The sequence below is a fragment of the Acanthopleuribacter pedis genome (genome assembly GCF_017377855.1).
Lineage (GTDB): Bacteria > Acidobacteriota > Holophagae > Acanthopleuribacterales > Acanthopleuribacteraceae > Acanthopleuribacter > Acanthopleuribacter pedis.
Map to the genome: position 1 here is coordinate 70,518 of NZ_JAFREP010000032.1, position 18,096 is coordinate 88,613.

The window sequence follows — 18,096 nt, forward strand, 5'->3', positions numbered from 1 at the left end:
GCGCGCGCCCGTTGGAAAAACGGGGCGCGGATCGGCGGAATTAAGCTTCCGCGTTGGGTTCGGAACCGTCGCTGTGGTATGCGCTGGGGCCGGACGTTTCGATCACATCGGCCTCATCCTCGCCTTCAGTCGCGGCTTCGCGGACCTGGCGACCTTCGATGACGGCGTCGGCAACCCGCGTGGTGAACAATTTCACGGCGCGAATCGCATCGTCGTTGCCGGGAATGACAAAATCGACGTTTTCGGGATCACAGTTGGTGTCGACGATGGCAACAATGGGAATGCCCAATTTGTTGGCTTCAGAAACAGCAATTTTCTCGCGGTTGGGGTCGACGATAAAAAGGACGTCGGGCAAACGCGTCATGTTTTTGATACCAAACAGGACTTTGTTGAGTTTGTCTTTTTTCTTTTCGAGATCGAGGATCTCTTTTTTGGTCAACTTGTCGTAAGAGCCGTCGGTGGCCATGGCTTCCAAACGATTCAAGGTCTCAACGGACTTACGGATCGTTTTGAAGTTGGTCAAAGTGCCGCCCAACCAACGGTTGTTGACGTAATACATGTTGCAGCGTTGCGCTTGAACCTCAATAGATTCTTGAGCTTGGCGTTTGGTACCGACGAAGAGTACGTTACCACCCTGTTCCGCCACGTTTTGAACGTAAGCAACCGCTTCTTTGAACTTTTTCAGGGTTTTTTGCAGATCGATGATGTAGATGCCGTTGCGACTTCCGAAGATGTACTTTTTCATCTTCGGATTCCAGCGCTTGGTCTGGTGACCGAAGTGGACGCCGGCTTCCAGCAATTCTTTCATGGAAATGTGAACCATGTGGAACCAGTCCTTTCAAATCAACTCGTTTAAAGCAACGAGTTTAACTTTAATTTAGGCCGAGCGCGCGCGAAGCGTGCCGGGTAAGTTTTCGGGGTTAAGCCGCTCGCGGTAAACCGCGAGCGAACCGTGACACCAAAAGCAGTCTCCAATTAGCGTTTGGAGAACTGGAAGCGACGACGAGCGCCACGCAGACCGGGCTTTTTACGTTCTTTCTCACGCGGATCGCGGGTCAAGAAGCCGGCTTGCTTGAGTTTGGTGCGCAGTTCACTGTTGAATTCCAACAAGGCGCGCGAAATGCCGTGACGAATGGCACCGGCTTGACCGGTAGGACCGCCGCCTTTAACGGTGATCACGATGTCAAACTTTTCGGTGGTTTCGGTCAGGGTCAGGGGCTGACGGATGATCATTTTCAGAAGATCGGAAGGGAAATACTGGTCAAACTCGCGTTTGTTGACCATGATTTTACCGGTACCGGGGCGCAAGAAAACGCGTGCTGTCGACGTTTTGCGACGGCCGGTGCCGTAGTACTGAATATCGGCCACGTTAAGTGCCTCCTTAGATGTTCAACTCAAGGGTTTCTGGCTGTTGTGCCGCATGGGGGTGCTCGGAACCCGCATAAACTTTAAGTTTGCGGTACATAGCGCGACCCATTTTGGTTTTTGGCAACATGCCTTTAACGGCCAGTTCGACGGGACGGATGGGATGTTTTTGCAACAGGTGCCCAGCGGTAATGGTCTTCAAGCTGCCAGGACGCGAACTGTGACGACGGTACGCTTTGTAGAGCAATTTCTTGCCCGTGAAAGCTACTTTACCGGCGTTAATCACAATCACGTGATCACCCATATCCATATGAGGCGTATAGGTGGCTTTGTGTTTACCCATCAAAATGCGGGCAACATTACTGGCGATGCGACCAATGGGCTTACCTTCAGCGTCAACAACAAACCATTTCCGTTCGACGTCGTTACCTTTCGGAAAGTAGGTTGACATGTGTGGTACTCCTAAACATTAAAACAGGCGTGGCAAGCCACACCTGATGGTCGTTGTGCGTACGGTCTCGGTGGGAGATCGCACGAAACCCTAACTCTACTAGAAAAGCAAACGCAGGTCAAAATGTTTTTGAGGGTGGTTCCGAAACACACAAAAGGCCCGCGAAGCCTTGCGACGCGGGCCTTTCGGCCTATCGATAACGGGTTAAAAAGATCAGTTGCGGAAGAGCACATCCTCACGCTGGAACCACTTGGTGCAGAAAATAATTCCGAGCACCGCGATCACCAAGGTCGACACGAAAATCAGCACGTACTGCAGCGGATCAATCGTGCCTTTGATGATCTCCTTGGAAGCCAAGCTCACGTTCAACAGCGGGATCAGCGCGGTCTGATAACTGAGCTTCATACCCGGCAAGGTGGAGAGAATGACGGGCACCAGCACGATGTACTGGACCGGCATCAAATAGGTTTGCGATTCCTTGTAGGACTTGGCGTAAATCGAAATCGCCAGCAGCACGGCGGCGAAAATGGCGGCCAGCGGCAGGATCAGCAGACCGATTTGTACAAAATCCATGGTGTCGATGGAGCCGAGGAAACCGGCCAACTCTTGCACCTTGCCGCCCTCCATGGTTTTGACAAAGTACACCATGCTGGCCGAGGTACTGATGATCGAAAGCACCGCCGAGACCACGCCTGCCAAGGCAACGACCAGGTATTTGCCGAGCACCAACTGAACGCGATTCACCGGACTCAACAACAGGGTTTCCAGGGTAATGCGTTCTTTTTCACCGGCACCCAGGTCGGATGCGGGATAAATAGCACCCACGAAGGTAAATATAATAAAGATATAGGGCAGAAAGGCGCCGAGCTGTTCCCCATAGCGCTCGCGCGAGGACGCCAGCGAGTCTTTTTTGGCGACCAGCGGCTGCAACACGGCCTGCTGCTTCAGCGAGAAGGTGACGCCCAGATCACTCAGGCGCTGTTTGCTCAGTTCCTCGCTCAGCAAGTATAGCGGCTCGCTAACCCGGTCAAACACCATGTCGATTTGACTGGCGCCGGTGAACTGAATGGGGATTTCAACCTGAAAACCGTCGGCCATTTGCTTGAGGTAGTTGGCCGGAACCACCACGGCGGCGTCCAGTTCCTCGTTGCGGATCATGGTTTTCACCGCGTTCTGGTTGACGTCGTCCAACAACTCGAAGCGGTTCTCATCAGCGTACAAGCCGCGAATTTGATTGAGGTCGCCCTCGCCGATCACGGCCACCCGCAGGATGCGGTCCCGCTCCTTGACCGCCATTTTCTTGGCGATGGTGAATACACCGTAGAACAGAAGCGGCATGACAAAGGTCGGCAGTGCCAGCATAAAAAAGAGGGTTTTGCGGTCACGGGTAATTTCGGTCAGCTCTTTCATGACAATGGTGGGAATCATATTCATGCGGCACCTTCCATCGATTCGCGCTGCTCAATTTGCTTGGCAAAGGCGCGCTCCAGGGTTTTTTCACCCATTTCTTGTTTCAAGGCCGCGCTGGTTCCTGCAAAACTGGAAATACCGCGGTTGATGATGACGATTTGGTCGCACAAGGTTTCCACTTCATGCAGTGAGTGGGTGGAGAAAATGATGGTTTTGTTTTGATGCTTGCTCTCGGTCAAAAAATCGAGGAACACGGTGACCGACATAATATCGAGCCCGGTGGTGGGTTCATCGAAGATAAAAATACTGGGATCGTGAATCAAGGTGCGCACGATGTTGACCTTCTGCTTCATCCCGGTCGAAAGCTTGTCGTTGCGTTCATTCACAAATTCCTGCATCCCAAAGCGTTCAAACAGTTCATCCATGCGGTGGTTCAACGCTTTGCCTTCCATGCCGTGCAAACGCCCGAAATACTGCACCATTTCCCGCGCGGTCAAACGTGGATAAAGCCCGGTGGTCCCCGAAAGAAAGCCAATGCGGCGGCGAATTTCGTTGGGAAACAGACTGTAGTCTTCGCCGTCGATAATGATGGAACCCTTGGTCGGGGTCAGCGCGGTAGACAAAATACGCAGCGTGGTGGTTTTGCCGGCGCCGTTGGGGCCGACCAATCCCAGAACCATGCCCTTGTCACATCTAAATGAAACGCCGCGCAGAGCGCGAAAAATTTTCCCCTCGTCGCGTGGGTCGGAGGAATCGCGTTCCTTACTTCCCCGCTTCCCTTTGATTTTAAATACTTTCTCCAGTCCTCTGGCTTCAATCATAGAACCCTCTCTCGCTTGGTCCTCGGCATCAGTCCTGCCCCCTAGGTGCGATGCCCGTCACAACTAGGGTCGTATCCACCGGCGTCTAAAAAAATGCAACGCGGGATCGTGGTGAACAGCACGGGTCAAGGTCGATTGTTGCACCGCGCGCTTGGCGCAAATCCCTTCGTACCATTGACGAACGCGGCAAGGCGTTCGGGTGCCGAGCTTGGCCGTGTCGGCAATAATTTGGACAGGGAAAACCATCCAAGAAATCCGTCACGAAACCATCTTATCGATGGTCGGCGGATTGCCAACCGGGCTGCTCGGCCTCTGTTACGAACACTTCAGTCTGGGGCGGTACGACAATCTTACACTTCACCTGCATCAAAATGAATTTTTTCGAGAAAAACAGGTTAAACACCTGAAAATTTAAGAGATGGAAACACTTTCCCAGGTCCAATCGCCGCCGCATTCTTCCCTTACGACGCCGTCCCGCGCTTTTTCCTAAGAAGCGCGATAACTCGCGGTTATTTTAGCTAAACCTCTGGGCTGCAACGGTCTGTGAAAATGCTCACCGCACCCAGCGGGTGCGCTTCCGCTTTTCCCAAACCATTTCGCTCCAGATCTTTAGCCAAAATCCCTCACTCTTATCGCGCTTCTTAGGTTTTTACGCGTGTTCCCGCAAGCACTTTTCCATCCGAATCACCGATTTCAAGCATTCCTGTACCCTGGCAAAAACCTGTAGATCCGAACCCGCTCGGAACAAAAGCTTGCCGGCAACGCGGGCCGATTCATGAAATAAAGCGGTAATATGCGGCGCCGACCAGGCGGCGTCTCACACAAGCCGTACTTTGCCGGGCGCACGAACCCACAACAAAGGGGCCGGCTTTTTTGCACGAAAAGACCTTTTTACAACACACCGGCGTGGTTCAACCAGAAGTTATCCATAAATAGCCGCTTAATCAAGCATAGACTTGAACGAGATCAAAAGTCGGGGTAAGGTGGTAAACATCTGTAAATGGTTCATTTCCCCAACTTCTTCACGCGCGAACACGGTTTCGACGGCAACCTTTCTCACTTTGCGGAATTTCTATGGCGTCTGCACTTTTCTCTAAAATCAAACGGCGATTGTACGACGACGCGACCTTTCTCGGTTACTGGTACGGATACCTTTCTCTGCCGCTTATCCCTTTGTTTTACGCCACTTATCATTTCTCACTGCACTGGTCGATTGTGCCGGCGGCGACGGTAGCGGCACTTCTCGCCGTTGATATCGGCCGCCGTCTTTCGCAGACCCGGTTGCTTGGACCCATCATTCGCCGTGTTGACACCGAGGAAAAACTGATCGCCCTGACCTTCGACGACGGACCCAATCCGCCCTTTACCGAGGATATTCTGGCGACCTTAAGCCGCCACGAGGCCAAAGCCACCTTTTTTATGATCGGCGAGCAGGCGGCCAAACATCCCGATACGGTCAAGGCCGTGCTTAAACAAGGCAGCCAAGTGGGTAACCACGGCTGGACCCACCGTCCTTTGCTGGGCCGGACGCCGCTGGGCGTTTCACGGGAAATCCGGCGCACCGACCATCTGCTCCAAACATTAGGCTCCTCCAAGTTGATTCCCTTCCGTGCACCCTACGCGGCCCAATTCATCTCGGTCCCTTTGGTCCTGGCCTTGATGCAAAAACCCAACGTGATGTTCGACGTGACGCCGGACGATTGGCGCGGGGAAAAAGCCAAGGTCATCGCGGACCGCGTCATCAAGCAGATTCAGCCAGGATCCATTGTGCTTTTGCACGACGGCGGCGGAGACCGCAAGCAAACGGTACTGGCGGTCAAAACCATCCTGCGCGAGTTGTCCAAGCAGGGTTACCGGTTCGTTACCACGGAGACCTTAATGGCGGTCGGCCCAACCCAAGGCGATTCGAGAAAGGATTGAGCGGCTCGCATTGACGGGCGACCTCTTCCATCGCGGAACAGGCTACGCCGCGACATGCCACGGCAATCAGCCAAAAACGGTGGGGATCGCGGCGCGCTAAAAAACCAAGACGTCCTTCAGGCCATTTTTACGGGATTCCAAAATTTCGTCGCAGACAGATTTTCCTTGAAGTAGCTTTGTATCCAGAACCCTGCCAGGAGAAATGTGAACCGAGAAACCGAGGCTTGCCGGTACCCGGCCAAAAATCCAGCCAATGAGAAGGAATAGGGAATCGGGATGCTTGGTACATCGGGAACAGAGGAAAGCCGGCAACATTTGCCGAGAAAACGGTTTGACATTTCCAAATCAAAGCGAGCCGATTTCAGAGACACGCGGATCGAAAACCGGGGTTTTTAGAAACGTCCACAAAGGCTGTGGAAAACTTTGTGGATAAGTGGCGGAAAACCCACCAAAAGCACTGGTACAGCAACAACTGAGACCACCTTGCACAGAGATGAGTGCATGCAAAAAGGTTGACTTCACAGCGTTTTCAGCCTTGACAGCGCACGCTAGAGTGGATAATGCGGCTCGCGGCAAAACGGCGGAGCGTCTCAATGCGCGCTGTGAAAAAACTGTGGAAAACCGAGCAAAAGAGCGCGTGCCCAAGCCTTCGCGCGTGTCTCACAATGGATGGTGCTCCCGAGGGAACCACTCACAAAAACCTCACAAGCATTCACAGAAAACACCGTCCCTGTCCCATTAAAAAGGTCCTTTCGAGATTCGCCAAAAGCTTTCCTGAACACCTGATTTTTCATCAAATTCAACCATCCAAGAGAACCTAGCCAGTCACGGACCTGCCTTCTGATAAAACCGCCACGCACACACATCCCCTCGTAAGCCGGCGCAAATTCACGGACATCACATTTTTCACAGCCCATCAACTATTTTTGTTTTTCGCTCCCCCCCACCGGCAATAAGGTGCGGGGACGCAAAGCATAGAACCAACAGCTTGCTCTTTTTTTTAAAGATCCGCCTTTTGTGGTCGGATTAGGTACAATGGGGACGTATCTCATCATCTAGCAACGACGTCACCCGCGCTCCCCTGCCGCTCTATCGCCGGCACGGCAGCTTGTTCGTCGTTCCGTTTTGCCCATCGGCAGCGGTGAGGGCGGCGGTTAGGCCGCTCGGCACCCGGCACGATTTCACTGGAAGAGGCCCTCAATGCACCACGAGAAACGCAAATTTCGCCGACTCCCCACCCGGGGTTTTATGGACTGTACGGTCGAGTTTTCACTGGACGAACACCGCTTCAAAGATATTCCCGTGCTCAGTATCTCCGCGGGCGGAGCCTACCTGGCCGTCGACGCCCAACAACCCCTTTTTGAAAAGGGCTCCCGTTTGTGCGGCATTCGCTTTAACGTCCCTGAGCTGAACACCATGTTCCTGGACGGCCTGATCATTCATAAAATGTCCCTCGGCGAGATCGGCGGCTGCGGGGTAGAATTCGCGGGCACCACCGACCTGGACCGCCTTGCCATCGACACCTTTGTGGCGACCAAGCTGGCGGAATTCGGTTTGGATTAGGGCGTTAACCGTCCCTCCGGCCCAAGCTTCACTTTTTTCTTGCAAGCGGCCGGCACGGGTCCCAGTTAAACTAAGGCACCTTCGTCTCGCAGACTTATCTTATTCATCGTATTCAAGGAAGAAGACCATGCCGTGGAAACCCAGCGATTTCCAAATCACCTCACTCGGTGAAGCGCGCTACAACGCCGCCGATTTTGAAAGCATCCGCAACGTCACCTCCGACACCTTGTTCGTCAATGACCGCGAACGGGTCCCCCACCAAGTGGTGTTCCAGGAGGGTGACCCCTTGGACACCTCGCGCGCCTTCGAGAAAGCCGGCCCGCGTGAGAAACTGTTTTTTAATCCCGGCGAGGTCAACGCGGCCATTGTGACCTGCGGCGGGATCTGCCCCGGTCTCAACGATGTGATTCGCGCGCTGTTCATGGAGCTTCACTACATCTACCAAGCCCGCAGTGTGTTGGGTTTCCGCTACGGCTTGCGCGGATTTGATCCGGCCTCCGGCCTCGATCCCATTGAACTCAACCACGAACGGGTCAGTGACATCCAAGCCTACGGCGGCACCATGTTGGGCACCTCACGGGGACACGTGGCCGCGGACGTGGTTGTCGACCGTCTGCAAGCACACAACATCCAAATCCTGTTCGTGATCGGCGGCGACGGCACACAACGCGCGGCCCATACGATTTGGGAAGAAGTGGCCCGACGCGGCGCCAAAATCGCCATCATCGGCGTCCCCAAAACCATCGATAACGACATTAATTATGTGTACAAGACTTTTGGTTTCGACACCGCGGTGTCCTTTGCCCGCGACGCACTCGAGGCGGCGCACATCGAAGCCAAAGGCAACCCCAAGGGCATCGGCCTGGTCAAGGTCATGGGTCGGGACTCGGGTTTTATCGCGGCCTACGCCACCCTGGCCTCGATCACGGTGAATTACACCCTCATCCCCGAAATGGACTTCCACTTGGACGGGAACCACGGCCTGCTCAACCATTTGGAAAAACGCATGGCCGACAAAAACCACGCGGTGATCGTTGTTGCCGAGGGCGCGGGCCAACACCTTTTGCCGGAATCGGAACGAGAACGCGACGCCTCCGGCAACATCAAACACGGCGATATCGGCGTTTACCTGAAGCAACGCATCAACCAACATTTCAAGCAAAAGGGTCTGGAAGTAAACCTCAAGTACTTTGACCCCAGCTACATGCTGCGCAGCCTTCCCGCCAATGCCCAGGACCGCATCTTTGCAGCAAACCTGGCACGATTCGCGGTCCACGCCGCCATGGCCGGCAAAACGGACATGATGATCGGCCGCCGCTTCAACCAATTCATCCACGTCCCCATCCCGATTGCGGTCGCCAACCGCAAGAAAATCACGCTCGACAGCGAATTGTGGATGGCCGTTCTCCAGGCAACCGGCCAACCCGCGAAGATGTTTTGAGGCCGGGTGACCACGCCTCATCGCTCAGCCGGAAAACACAGGACCCTGCTGAAAGGATCCCTTCCCGCATTCCCAGCGCCAAATTGGCTTGAATCGGGTACAATAACGGCTTATTTTGCGTGGAAGGGTCTCCATGAAAACCATTAGCATTCTCGGTAGCACGGGTTCCATCGGTCGCTCCACCCTTAAGGTCATCGACGCCTTCCCCGACCGATTCGACGTCGTGCTGCTCAGCGCGCACCGCTCGCGCGAAAAACTGCTCGAACAAATCCGCCATGTGCGTCCTCGCTACGCCGCCATCAGCACCCCTAACGACGCGGCCTGGCTGCGTGACCAATGCCGCGGCAGCCGCACCGAGATCTTGTGTGGCGAAGCCGAATTGTTGGCGGCGATCCGCGAACTACGCGCCGATCTCACCGTTTCCGCCATGGTCGGCGCGGCTGGCCTGAAACCCACCATGGCCGCCATCGAAAGCGGTTCAACCATCGCCCTTGCCAACAAGGAAGCGATGGTGGTCGCGGGCGCTTTCATGAGCCAAGCCGCACGCGATTACCAAGTCGACATTTTACCGGTCGACTCGGAACACAACGCCCTGCACCAATGCCTGCGTGGCGAGAAACGAGCCGAGGTCAAACGTTTGATCCTCACCGCCTCGGGCGGCCCCTTCCGAACCTACGAAGGCGACATGAGCGCGATTCAACCGCAACAAGCCCTCAAACATCCCACCTGGGATATGGGCCGAAAAATTTCCATCGACAGCGCCACCATGATGAACAAAGGGCTGGAAGTCATCGAAGCCCATTTCTTGTTCGGTTTCGCCGCGGATGAAATCGCCATCGTCGTCCACCCCCAGTCGGTGGTGCATTCGCTTATCGAAACGGTCGACGGTTCCTACAAGTGCCAGCTCGGCCGCACGGACATGTGCGATCCTATTCAATATGCACTCACCTGGCCGCAACGGCTGGCTTCGCCTTTCGAGACCTTCGACATCACCCGCGGCATTGATTTGCATTTTTACCCACCGGATCCGGTTAAGTTCCCCTGCATCGAATTGGCCTACCAAGCACTTCGACAGGAAGGCGCCGCACCGACGGTGCTCAACGCCGCCAACGAGGTAACGGTTCAGGCTTTTCTCGACCACCGGATACTTTTTACCGATATTCCTCGTATCAATCGCATGTGCCTTGACCAACTAGGCACCACACGCATCACGGTCCTGGACGATTTGTTCGCCGTGGACGAGGAAACACGCCGCGTCGCCGCGCGGCAGGTTCAGGAACAGCGTCGCTAAACACCACCGCGCGCCAGGGAGGCACCGACCTTGGGATCCATCATTCAAGAAATATTGTCCAACCGCATCATTTCGTTTTTTTTGCTGCTGGTGCCGTTGGTTGTTTTCCATGAGTTCGGCCACTTTGTGGTCGCCAAGTTAGGTGGTTTTCGCGTTTATAAGTTCGCCTTTGGATTCGGCAAAAAACTGTTCAGTTTTGAATACGCCGGCACCGAGTACCGTTGGAACCTGATCCCCCTCGGCGGCTACGTCGACTTTATGGGCGAAGTCATCTACACCGACAAAATCCCCGACGACGCCAAACACTTTTACAACAAACCCAAATGGTTGCGTTTCTTGGTTTTGCTAATGGGCCCTATGTTCAACATCATCCTGGCTTTTGTTCTGTATTGGATGATGTTTAGCAACCTGACGATGTACACACCCGATTACCAGAAGGCGCCCTACACCGTGGGTTACATCCAACCGAATTCCTCGGCTGAAGCGGCCGGTTTACAAGCGATGGACCAGATTACCGCGGTCGACGGCACCCCCATCGAGAGCTACCAAAAGTTTCACGAAGAATTGCTGCTCAGCCCGGGCAAAACCATGGCCCTAACGGTCCAGCGCGGCGAAGAAACCCTGGACCTGAGCCTGGAGGTACCCGCTCACGAGGTGGAAGGTTACGGCTTGCGCGAGTTCATGCCCTACGAACGGGTGCTCATCCGTGAGGTGTTCGAAGATACCCCGGCGGCGCGCGGCGGCCTAAAAGCGGGCGACCACATCGTTGCGGCCAACGGCGAACCGGTTTTTTCGGTAGCCGTCGGTCAGTCCACGCACCTCTCCACGAAGATTGAAGGCCGCGCACCGGAGGCCAGCGAACTAAAGGTTCAACGAGGCGACGAAATCCTAACCCTCAGCATCGCACCGGAAAAGAAAGAGGACCGCTGGTTGATCGGGGTCCGCCCGACAACGGATTATTCTTCCCGCCAACTCACGGTAATGGAAGCCTTTAGCACTTCGTTGAACCGATGCTTGGAAGACAGTATTTTGCTGTTTAAGGCGTTGCGAAAACTCACGAGCGGCGAGCTGGGGATCCGCTCTTTTACCGGCCCGGTCGGCATCAGCCGCGTGGCCAGCGAAACCATGCGCAGCGGCATCTTTATTTTCATCGGGCTGATGGCCTTTCTCTCACTTCAACTCGGCATCCTCAACCTGCTGCCGATCCCGGTCCTCGACGGCGGCGAAATCTTTGTGATTTTGATTGAAACGGTATCGGGCCGAGATTTCAGCCTGGAAACCAAGATGCGCATCAAGGTGGTCGGCTTCTTTTTCCTGCTGGGATTTATGGGCTTGGTGCTGTTGATGGATTTCGTTAAGGAATGGCAGTACTTCTCGTTGCCGGGATAATGCCGGATATACCCGGTTCCGGTTTGCCATGGTGTGCCTCATTTTTTCGGTTTGCGGAATGATCGGACCCGAAAGGAACCCCAAAAGGTCCACTCCAGCGTACCTTTTGAGGTTTTTCAACTCAGATCGTGGTTTGGGATACACCGTCTCAAACGAATGAGAACCACCGCAACTTGCCCAGGCGCGTGTCACTTAACCAACCCGCCACACCCTCGGAAAAGACCCAGTCGGGTTCGTTGCGGATTTAAGCGCAAAGGCTACAATTCAAGCGCGACCGTGTAAATAGCACCGCTTTCGTTGCCGGTCCCGTCCACCGCGGTTACTTGAAACCGATAGCTTCCCACCGGATAATCGCGTATCTCATAACGGAAGGTTTCGGCGGGCAATGTTGCCAGCAGTTGCCGCGAATCGCCGACCAAGTACACGCGAAAGCCGCTGACCCGCGCCTGGTGACGTCCGGAGGCCGGGTTCCAGAGCAAGGTCATCACCCCGTTTTCGACATGGCCGGAAACAGGCATCGGCGGCGCTAAATCGCCCATGTATTCCCAAATGTAATGGGTCAGATTGGTATCTTGAGCACAGAACCCGCGCGCACCGGAAAGGGTTTGGACGCCTTGGGTCCGGGTTGGCCCGGTGTAAGAATACGCGGCCATATGGTCGCGGAACAATTCCTGGGCGGGAACGGGCCAAGCGGGTCGGTTTGTTTCTTGGTGTGCGGCGGCTTGCGAAAACAACGAGCCGCTTTTTCCTATATAGGTTTCGACCGATGCGCCAACCCGCGAACCGGCAGCGCCGGTACCCGTCAGCGGACTGTCCGCCTCGATTCGCGGCAGGTAACGCCAACCATTTTCAGTAGGATTCATCGTGTGAATTTGCCCGACGCTTTCGTTACCGCCGCCGTCACCGGCGACGGTGGGGTGCGTGTAGTCAAAAACGAGACTGTCGTCAATGCTGATCGCATCACCCGGACCGGCCCAAATCAGCGGGCCCTGGTCATTCATTTGCGTGCCGTTCCAACCCATTCGATAGAAAATCGACCGGTCGATCTCGATTTCATCGCGGGTATAAACAAAGGAACGTGCCAAGGGCAGATTGCCTTCGGTTTGAATGTGCCCAAACGAAGCTTGCTGGATTTGGGTGGTCCCTACCGAATGCACCAGCGGCGTAAGTCGGCCTGTTTCGGGAGAGGTATTTAGGGTCAGGTCGTAGCCGACAACATCCTTCAGCGTCAGCACGCCGTCGCTTTGGGCATCGTGTGATGAGAAACCCGTCTCGCTATTGACAGCCAAACAACGTTCCACCCTGAGATTTTCGGGATATTGCTGGTCATCGGTTGCCGGAAAACCGTAGAGGTTGGCGTGGTTTTCGTAAAAAGTCCAAAACTCAGAAGAATCGCCGTCCACAATCATATTATTTTGGAAGGCGACGTTGCGGCAGGAATAACCGATGATCCCACCGCGCGGCTGATGCCCGCGGTATTCGTCTAGGCGCACGACACTACGGCGAATGATGGAATCGGAACAGTTCCGTAATTGAATGTAATAGCGCCCATGACCCCAGGCAAAACAGCTTTCCACAAGGACGTTTTGCGAGCGCAGGAAATAGGCGGTCGCCCCGTTACAATCGCCCCAGTTACTGCTGTCGGTGCAGGTATTGGTCGCGGCCGCATCATAGGCACCACAGAGTTCGAACTTGAGGTATTGACCGTACCACACGGTTATCGGCGCGTAACCATCCTGACCCGTATTACCCGCAACCAACCCTTTGATCGCAAGGTAATCGATCGCGGCAACACCGGAGGGCCGGGTGTTGGGAAAGTCGGGATGGGTGAAGGTGCCAACGAGGTGAATCGCCTTCTCCTGAACGCCAAAACCAATGTCCGAGGCATCAAGCAACACACCGGTCGGATTTTCAGCCATCACGGTGGTCCAGGCTTCGGCAGTTCCGGGCGGTGGTTGGTTCCCACGGACAATGGCGTTTTCGTAACTTTTGTGGCGGGTTAAAGAAACCGGGTAAACGCCGTCACGAATAACAAGTGTGTCACCGCTTTGCATGGTGTCAAATGCCTCGGCGAGGGTGTGGTGGGTTTCATTTGGACCAACCCACAAAATATTGCCACCGCCGACTTTCACAATCCAGTATTCGGTTGCTGAGCCGAGGCGGTTCGTGGCCCGAACACCGACATAAAAACTTTCGGAGGGATTTTCAGCAGGTATTTGCCAAGACACTTGACCCGTAAGCGGATTGATTTGCAAATCATCTGGACCGTAAGCGATGGTCCAGTGCACCTCACCGCCGCGATCCAGAACCGGTGTAGCGGTGTAGGTTTCCCCAGGACTGGCCGTATGTAGTTCAATCGCCTGAATCGACGGTATTTCGTTTTCCGTTCCCCCAAGACAAGGAATGATGTTAAGAATACTCCCCTCTACCGGCCAGTCAGAATACAAAAAGGGACACGAAGCTTCCCCCTGGTTACCCAAAAAAACAACAAGCAATAAAATCGCGCGCATAACATGCTCCTCATATCAAGGCTCCCACTAAAATAAAAGCCTGGCAGGCCAAGTATAAAAACCCTGGTTTTTTTAAAAGTGCCACCCCCCTAAGCGGGGGAGCCCAAACACGCATTTTTGCGTCTTAGCCGCGTCTTGAAGGCGCCCCTGAAGAAAAGGAGGCATCATGCTTACCGGCAGAACTGAGCTCTACTGCTCAAAGAGGTACCTTTCGCGTAAATGAAGGGAAAACAAGAACAGGTTAGCCGGCGGATCGAGGGTGTTCTTTATAGGATTCATACCCGCTATGCTGCATGGATGCTGAAACACCATTTCAGCTATAAATGAACCTTGTACCGATCATACGAGGTCGTAGCGATTTTTTATGTGAGGATTTCTACAAACCATTGGCCCTAGGAGGTCTTGAGGCACTTCTGTTTCACGAAATCACCGTTAAAGTTCCATTCGTCTGAACGGCCGGGCCATTACAAAAAGGGCATGCAAAGGATTCTCTCGGACCAACACCCCTTAACCGTCGGGTGAGCCGTTGAAGACACAAGATGTCGCAATGGTCTTCCAACGCGCAAATGAAACCGCTTCAGGCCGAATCAGCCCAACCAAAAACAGATTTTCAGGTCGCCGTCACAGCAGGACATTTCGTCTGGATGAGCGCGGTAACGCACCGACGATCTCGAGAGTGCTTTAAAAAACCTGGAAATTACGACTAGAAACACAAGCCCTAATGTAAACAAAATGTAAATTAAAGTTTACGCAACCCGCTCATCTTGTTACACTGGCCGCATGGATGCCGCTTTTAGGCAAAAAAAAACCGCACACTTCAAATGAGGCGTGCGGCAGCTCCACAAACTAGCATAGAGGAGAGAACCGTTAGGTGTGGAGCAAGAATATTCCTTGGTTTCAGAATGAATTCGCTGCTGGTAACTTTGGTGTGTTAGAGGAGAAACACCCGCGTCTTCACTCTGTGACGCTCTGGTAAAGCAACCACCGTGCCAAATATCACAGTCGCGGATAAACCGCCTATTTCCTGCCTTTTCTTGAGGAAGCGCACGGTTTTAATCGATAAAAGCCGAGACATACCCTACTAAACTCTGATAAATTGTCAAAAACCTCTCAGCCACCCTTGCGGTGGCTTTTTCTTGGCCCGTCCTTTGTGGGTGGTTTGGTACGGCTCCCCTGTGGATTTTCGCGGAGCTAGAGGATTTTTGCGCGGAGTTGATTATGCAGTCGGTTACGGCACCCTTTCAGTTCGAAAGCAATCTGGCGCTTCCCCAGCAGGAAATCGATGTTTTCCAGAAGTTCATCCACGAAATTCGCGGCATTTACGGCGAGGACTGGGGTTTTGTTTTCGACATCAAAGATAATATTTCCCAGGTGTTGCGGTGCATTTACTCCGATACCCATGATTCCAAGTTATTGCCGCTTGGCCACATTCCCATCGCCGCCAACCTTTCTTGGCGGTCCATGGCCTTGACGATGCAGGAACCGCTTTTTTTCGACAGCCTCGACCTGGACGATCCCCGCTCCTTCTACCTCCAACGCACGATCCGACCCCGCCAGATGGCGGTTTTTCAAATAAAGGCCGACGCCAATATCGGCTTGGTCAGCATGTTCGGATTGAAGGAAAGCAAGGTCACGATTCGTGAGCAGGATTTGGCTTCGATCCAACACCGCTGCCAAGAACAATTGTTGGTGGTGTTCCAGAAGTTAAGTTGGCGCCTGGAACAGCATGTGATGGATCAAGCAACGCGCGCGATCCGTCAGCAGGAAACGCCGATTTTCATTTGCCAGTTGTTCAACCGCCTGCTGGAGCTACCGGTATTGCTGATTCGGCGCTTAAACGGCGATACCTACCAGGCACTGAACCAATCGGGCTTAGAAGATGATTTTGATTGCAACCGCTTGTTGTTTAATTTGAAAGACCGCGAGCAGCAGGTTTTCTTCACCGCGGAATGGCAGCACATCACCAAGGACAGCTCGTTTCCCCCGGACCAAACCATGACCGGCATTGTGTTTAAGCCAGGAAATACCATCCTTTTATGTAAGGGTGTGGTGCGCCTGACCGGACGGACCAAGGACAATATTTTCCATTATATTGAACAAATCGAGAAGCTGCTGAAACGCAAACCGGTCCCGATTTCGACCTTGTCTTTCCTGGTCTATTTGCAGCACTGGGTTCGCTCGCAGGATCGCGACATCAACGTGATTTTCCAACATTTGATCGACACCCTGGTTCCTTTTTTGGGCGCCGATTTTGGCACCTTGGCGTTGTATTCGCGCGAGCAGAACCGCCTGATGTTCGTGAGTCAGGCGGGCGAGTTTACCAACCCCCTCAAGGATTTGCCGTTGGTGGACAAAAACGGCGAACCGACCAGCATCGCGGCCCACGTGATCCGCATGAACAAACCTTACTTGGTACCGGACGTGCGTAAGGACCGCTATTACCGCGCGTTCAACCCGGCGATCCGCTCGGAGATTTGCGCACCGATTCGGGTACGCGGCGAGATTATCGGGGTTTTTAGCATCAGCAGCCGGGAGTTGCACCACTTCCACCAATTGGAGTTGGGCAAGCTGCTGTTTTACTGTGACCAAATCGGGATTGCCTTGTTGCAAGCGGGCATTTTGGACAAAGCGTTTACCGAGACGGAAGAAGCCCAGAAACAGGCGCAGGATGTGCGCTTTGGTTTTGACCAACACACCCATGCGAAGGAAGTGCAGTACACCTTTGGGAACTTGGTCGGCCATCCCCAGGGCGCGATGCGGGCGGTCTTCGACGCGATCCACAAAATCAACAATTCGGGCCGTGAGGACCTCAACGTGCTTATCACGGGCGAGACGGGTTGCGGTAAGGAGATGGTTAGTTTCGCGTTGCACAACTCCAGCCAACGGGGCAAGAAACCGATGGTGGTTACCAACTTCGCCAGTTTCGGCGGCGACCCCAACCTGATCCAGAGCGAGTTGTTCGGCCATGAGAAAGGCAGTTTCTCCGGCGCGACCAACCGCCGTATCGGCTGCATTGAGCAGGCACACGAAACCACGCTGTTGATCGACGAGGTCGGCGACATCGTGCCCTCGGTTCAAATTAAACTGTTGCGGGTATTGCAGCAGGGCAACAACAAGAAGTTCCAACGCCTCGGCGGTCAAGACCATATTAGCTCCAATGTACGTGTGTTGGCGGCAACCCACCAAAACTTGTGGAACCTGGTGGAACAAGGCAAGTTTCGCGAGGATTTGTTTTACCGACTGCAAACGCTGGTGATTCGCATCCCACCCTTGCGCGAACGCCTCGAAGATATTCCGCTGCTGCTCACCCACTTTTGTGCGCGCTACGAGCGCAAGGTGGCGGGCCTCAAGATCCAGACCTCCAACCGCGCGGTCCAAACGCTCCAGGACTACGCATGGCCTGGCAATGTGCGGCAACTGGAGGCGGTTATCAACCGTGCACTGGTGATGTTCTCGGAAAACGGCGAACTCACGGAAGAAGCGGTCAAACGCAGCTTGGCGGCGGAAATGCGCCACGCGGCAAGTGGGCCGCCCGCCCAGCAGAGCGGTACCAGCTTGTTCAGGCAAGTCTGTAAGGGCGGGGAAAACGCCTTTTGGGAGCACATTCAGAAGCCCTACCGCAACCACGATTTAACCCACGGTCAATTGGTCGAATTGGTCCGCGAGGCCTTGACCGAATCGAAGGGTAGCTACAAACAGGCGGCGGCGGCGATGGGCGTCGCGGAAAGCGATTACAACCGCTTCCTCGACTTTCTCAAAAACAGCCGCGCGAAATTGGATTACCGGGAATTCCGCCGATAGAGGGTCAAAAAAGAGCCGGTCACATACAACGAACCCAAAACAAAAAAGGGATCAAGCCATCATCCGGCAAGGATCACCGCGCAAGCCGGTGACAGCGTGGATGCCGCGATGGGTCGGCGCCCGCCCCAATGTGA

General features: G+C 54.3%; 12 protein-coding genes. 6 read left to right on the forward strand and 6 right to left on the reverse strand.

Features of this window, described 5'->3' with window-relative positions:
• Positions 1-40: 40 nt before the first annotated feature.
• The 5 genes from rpsB to J3U88_RS27175 all read right to left on the reverse strand — a co-directional run bounded on the left by rpsB (position 41) and on the right by J3U88_RS27175 (position 4,047).
• Entirely contained in the window at positions 41-823 is a 783-nt protein-coding gene (gene rpsB, locus J3U88_RS27155) for a 30S ribosomal protein S2 (RefSeq protein ID WP_207862153.1), read from the reverse strand.
• A gap of 152 nt (positions 824-975) precedes the next feature.
• A complete protein-coding gene (gene rpsI / locus J3U88_RS27160) occupies positions 976-1,368 on the reverse strand; it encodes a 30S ribosomal protein S9 (RefSeq protein ID WP_207862154.1) in 393 nt (130 codons plus the stop codon).
• A 13-nt stretch (positions 1,369-1,381) separates the two neighbouring features.
• On the reverse strand, positions 1,382-1,816 hold the full coding sequence (rplM, locus tag J3U88_RS27165; RefSeq protein WP_207862155.1) for a 50S ribosomal protein L13: 435 nt from the start codon (positions 1,814-1,816) through the stop codon (positions 1,382-1,384).
• 213 nt (positions 1,817-2,029) lie between these two features.
• Positions 2,030-3,250, reverse strand: coding sequence for an ABC transporter permease (locus J3U88_RS27170; RefSeq protein ID WP_207862156.1), 1,221 nt, complete (start codon positions 3,248-3,250; stop codon positions 2,030-2,032).
• Positions 3,247-4,047 carry an ABC transporter ATP-binding protein gene (locus J3U88_RS27175; protein ID WP_207862157.1) on the reverse strand — a complete coding sequence of 267 codons (801 nt, stop codon included), beginning with the start codon at positions 4,045-4,047 and terminating at the stop codon, positions 3,247-3,249. The genes J3U88_RS27170 and J3U88_RS27175 overlap by 4 nt, the downstream gene beginning before the upstream one ends.
• A gap of 1,074 nt (positions 4,048-5,121) precedes the next feature.
• On the opposite strand from J3U88_RS27175, the gene J3U88_RS27180 reads away from it, so the two are divergent.
• The 5 genes from J3U88_RS27180 (at position 5,122) to rseP (ending at position 11,651) form a co-directional block, all read left to right on the forward strand.
• Positions 5,122-5,967: a polysaccharide deacetylase family protein gene (locus tag J3U88_RS27180; protein WP_207862158.1), complete on the forward strand. Its 846-nt coding sequence runs from the start codon at positions 5,122-5,124 to the stop codon at positions 5,965-5,967.
• A gap of 1,200 nt (positions 5,968-7,167) precedes the next feature.
• Positions 7,168-7,530, forward strand: a complete 363-nt coding sequence (locus tag J3U88_RS27185) for a PilZ domain-containing protein (protein WP_207862159.1) — start codon at positions 7,168-7,170, stop codon at positions 7,528-7,530.
• A gap of 127 nt (positions 7,531-7,657) precedes the next feature.
• On the forward strand, positions 7,658-8,971 hold the full coding sequence (locus J3U88_RS27190) for an ATP-dependent 6-phosphofructokinase (RefSeq protein ID WP_207862160.1): 1,314 nt from the start codon (positions 7,658-7,660) through the stop codon (positions 8,969-8,971).
• 133 nt (positions 8,972-9,104) lie between these two features.
• On the forward strand, positions 9,105-10,262 hold the full coding sequence (dxr, locus tag J3U88_RS27195) for a 1-deoxy-D-xylulose-5-phosphate reductoisomerase (RefSeq protein ID WP_207862161.1): 1,158 nt from the start codon (positions 9,105-9,107) through the stop codon (positions 10,260-10,262).
• 30 nt (positions 10,263-10,292) lie between these two features.
• Complete coding sequence (gene rseP, locus J3U88_RS27200) at positions 10,293-11,651, forward strand: RIP metalloprotease RseP (protein WP_207862162.1); 1,359 nt, start codon at positions 10,293-10,295, stop codon at positions 11,649-11,651.
• Between the two features lie 257 nt (positions 11,652-11,908).
• Here the strand turns inward: rseP and J3U88_RS27205 are convergent, their stop codons facing one another.
• Complete coding sequence (locus J3U88_RS27205; RefSeq protein WP_207862163.1) at positions 11,909-14,161, reverse strand: right-handed parallel beta-helix repeat-containing protein; 2,253 nt, start codon at positions 14,159-14,161, stop codon at positions 11,909-11,911.
• A 1,218-nt stretch (positions 14,162-15,379) separates the two neighbouring features.
• On the opposite strand from J3U88_RS27205, the gene J3U88_RS27210 reads away from it, so the two are divergent.
• The gene (locus tag J3U88_RS27210; protein WP_207862164.1) at positions 15,380-17,962 is read left to right on the forward strand and encodes a sigma 54-interacting transcriptional regulator; all 2,583 of its coding nucleotides are present in this window, start codon (positions 15,380-15,382) and stop codon (positions 17,960-17,962) included.
• The last annotated feature ends 134 nt before the right edge of the window (positions 17,963-18,096 follow it).